The 2,190-nt window shown below is 52.3% G+C and carries 3 protein-coding genes; all 3 read right to left on the bottom strand.

The window, feature by feature from the left end; all coding sequences use genetic code 11:
- Positions 1-463: 463 nt before the first annotated feature.
- The 3 genes from ACFWW2_RS00900 to ACFWW2_RS00890 all read right to left on the bottom strand — a co-directional run bounded on the left by ACFWW2_RS00900 (position 464) and on the right by ACFWW2_RS00890 (position 1,778).
- Positions 464-643 (bottom strand): hypothetical protein, encoded by a 180-nt coding sequence (locus ACFWW2_RS00900; protein ID WP_393925481.1) that lies wholly within the window; start codon positions 641-643, stop codon positions 464-466.
- 544 nt (positions 644-1,187) lie between these two features.
- Entirely contained in the window at positions 1,188-1,487 is a 300-nt protein-coding gene (locus tag ACFWW2_RS00895) for a HigA family addiction module antitoxin (protein ID WP_393925480.1), read from the bottom strand.
- A gap of 9 nt (positions 1,488-1,496) precedes the next feature.
- Positions 1,497-1,778: a type II toxin-antitoxin system RelE/ParE family toxin gene (locus tag ACFWW2_RS00890; protein WP_393925479.1), complete on the bottom strand. Its 282-nt coding sequence runs from the start codon at positions 1,776-1,778 to the stop codon at positions 1,497-1,499.
- Between the last annotated feature and the right edge of the window lie 412 nt (positions 1,779-2,190).

Genomic DNA, 2,190 nt, shown 5'->3' with positions numbered 1-2,190 from the left:
GTTTCGGCCAACACCTAAAACACGCACAACGTCGATTGCGCTGCTGCATTTCGCTTTTTCCATCCAATTCAGAAAATCGTCGGCCTTCATCATATCACCCTGTCATCAGGGTGTTGATGACAAGCAAAATCAGCGTGATCCAAGACACGGTGATACTAACATATGCGATACGTTTAGACATTTGGAACCTTTCTGCGCCATTGCAAACAAGCGCTTCCGATGGTAAAGAAGGTGCCGCTGACCCCTGCGGTAACAGAGGCCAGCGGTCCAGATTACCAGTGGTGTATGATGTTGATGAACAACATGATTGCCACGATAATCTGGAAAATAAGAGCGAGTTTTTCGACTTTCATCTCTTATTCTCCTTCTAGCGCGGGGCAGGCCCATCCTGCCCCTTTGCGCCCTTATATAATGCACTTTTAAGTGCGTTTACGCAAGGGTTAAAATGAAAATAATCGTTTAATTACAGCGCAATAGTAGAAATAACACCCAAGAGCATTGCCCTTTCTTTCTTTGCAATTTCCCGCACAACACCCGCCTTACCTTGATTGTGTTCTTGGTGTTGAGCGCAACCATCGATGATCTGACTTGCCCACACCGCCTGTCGTGTGCTTGCTTTGATGCCCGAGGTGAGGGAGCGCACCGGCCGCCCTTTTGGGGGGCCAAATAAAGATCGTGGCCGCTTGCGGCCTCTTTGTCAGGACAGCGGCCAGAGTGCGCCTCGTCTGGCTTGCTCGTCAGCCGTCGGATCGGTCGCGCGTCAATCCTCATGTGACGGAGATGGCGCGGCACCCAAGGGGACCGTGGAATAACGAGCACGCGAAGCGCGCGCAGCTTATGCCGCGAAAGCCCCTTGGGTGGTGTGACAGCTTCGGCTAAGTGAGGTGCGCGACTGATTGACGGTTGATGAGCTGCACGGCGCTTTGGGCACATCGGACCAAAACTACTCCGCCACCAGCACGCGTCCCCCTTCATGATATCAACCAGTGGTGCGTTGCATGTTGCGCTGAAAGCATCGTTCATCACGCGCAGGCGCGTCCTGACGGCGAGAAGACGGGAGCAATCTATCACCGGTTCCATCGCAGTGAAGGCACTTGGACAAACCATCTTCAACTACGCCCCACCCATCACAATGTTCGCATGTTTCCTGATGTGTTATCGCGTCTGCCATGTCGTTAGTTCCTTTATTATACTGCGACACGCTCAATACGACTCAAGTCTTGGGACAGGCCGGCGTCTTTAGCGGCAACGGCCAAGTCATAGCTGCGCTGTAGGTTCATCCAAAACTCTGCGGACGTACCAAAGTACTGCCCAAGTCGCGATGCGGTGTCAGCCGTCACGCCCATTTGTTTCGTGACAATGCGCTCAATCCGGCTGCGCGGCACAAAGATCGCCTTGGCAACCTTACCAGCCGTCAATTGCATTTCGTCCAAAAAATCAGACTTGAGGATCTCGCCGGGATGAACCGGATTGTGTAAAATAACCATGATGTTCTCCTAGTGATAGTCCACGATTTCAGCTAAAAAGGCGTCTTCGCCTTCCCATACAAAACACACTCGCCATTGCTTACTGATACGGATCGAATATTGGCCCTTGCGGTCGCGGCTCAACTTCTCAAGATGATTTGACGGTGGTATCCGTAAATCTTCAATCGTCAACGCGGCGTCGATCTGGGCTAGTTTGCGTTCTGCGCGGCGCACAAGATCAGATGGAAACCCTTTTGTTGGTCCGCCTGATATGAGCCGTTCAATCAGCTTGCCTTTGGTGCTTTTTATCATGTTTAGAATGTATCATAAAACGATACAATTGCAAGAAAAATGTTGCGCTCAACGATACAAATCTTTGCCGAAGCGAGGCAAGGTGTTCCTTCACCACAGGAGATTTATTTGGATGATCGTTCGCTTTATCTTTTGTTTCAGAGGAGTCAAAGATCGATAACTTTCTTGTTAACACCGAATCTCGCGTGCTTGCTTTGATGCCCGAGGTGAGGGAGCGCACCGGCCCCCCTTGGGGGGCCAAACAAAGATCGTGGCCGCTTGCGGCCTCTTTTCAGTCGCTCGATATGCCCGCCGAAGCGCGGCGTGCCCGGTGGTCGCCAGTCAATGGCGATGCCTGCATCGTCACATCCGCGCTTGAACGCGCGGCTGCGGAAATCGGCGCCGTTGTCGACGTGAACCTTGTCAGGGAGAC

The organism is Yoonia sp. R2-816 (assembly GCF_046762905.1).
GTDB lineage: Bacteria > Pseudomonadota > Alphaproteobacteria > Rhodobacterales > Rhodobacteraceae > Yoonia.
The sequence above is the reverse complement of the archived record's forward strand: the minus strand, read 5'-3'. Positions and strand labels throughout refer to the sequence as shown.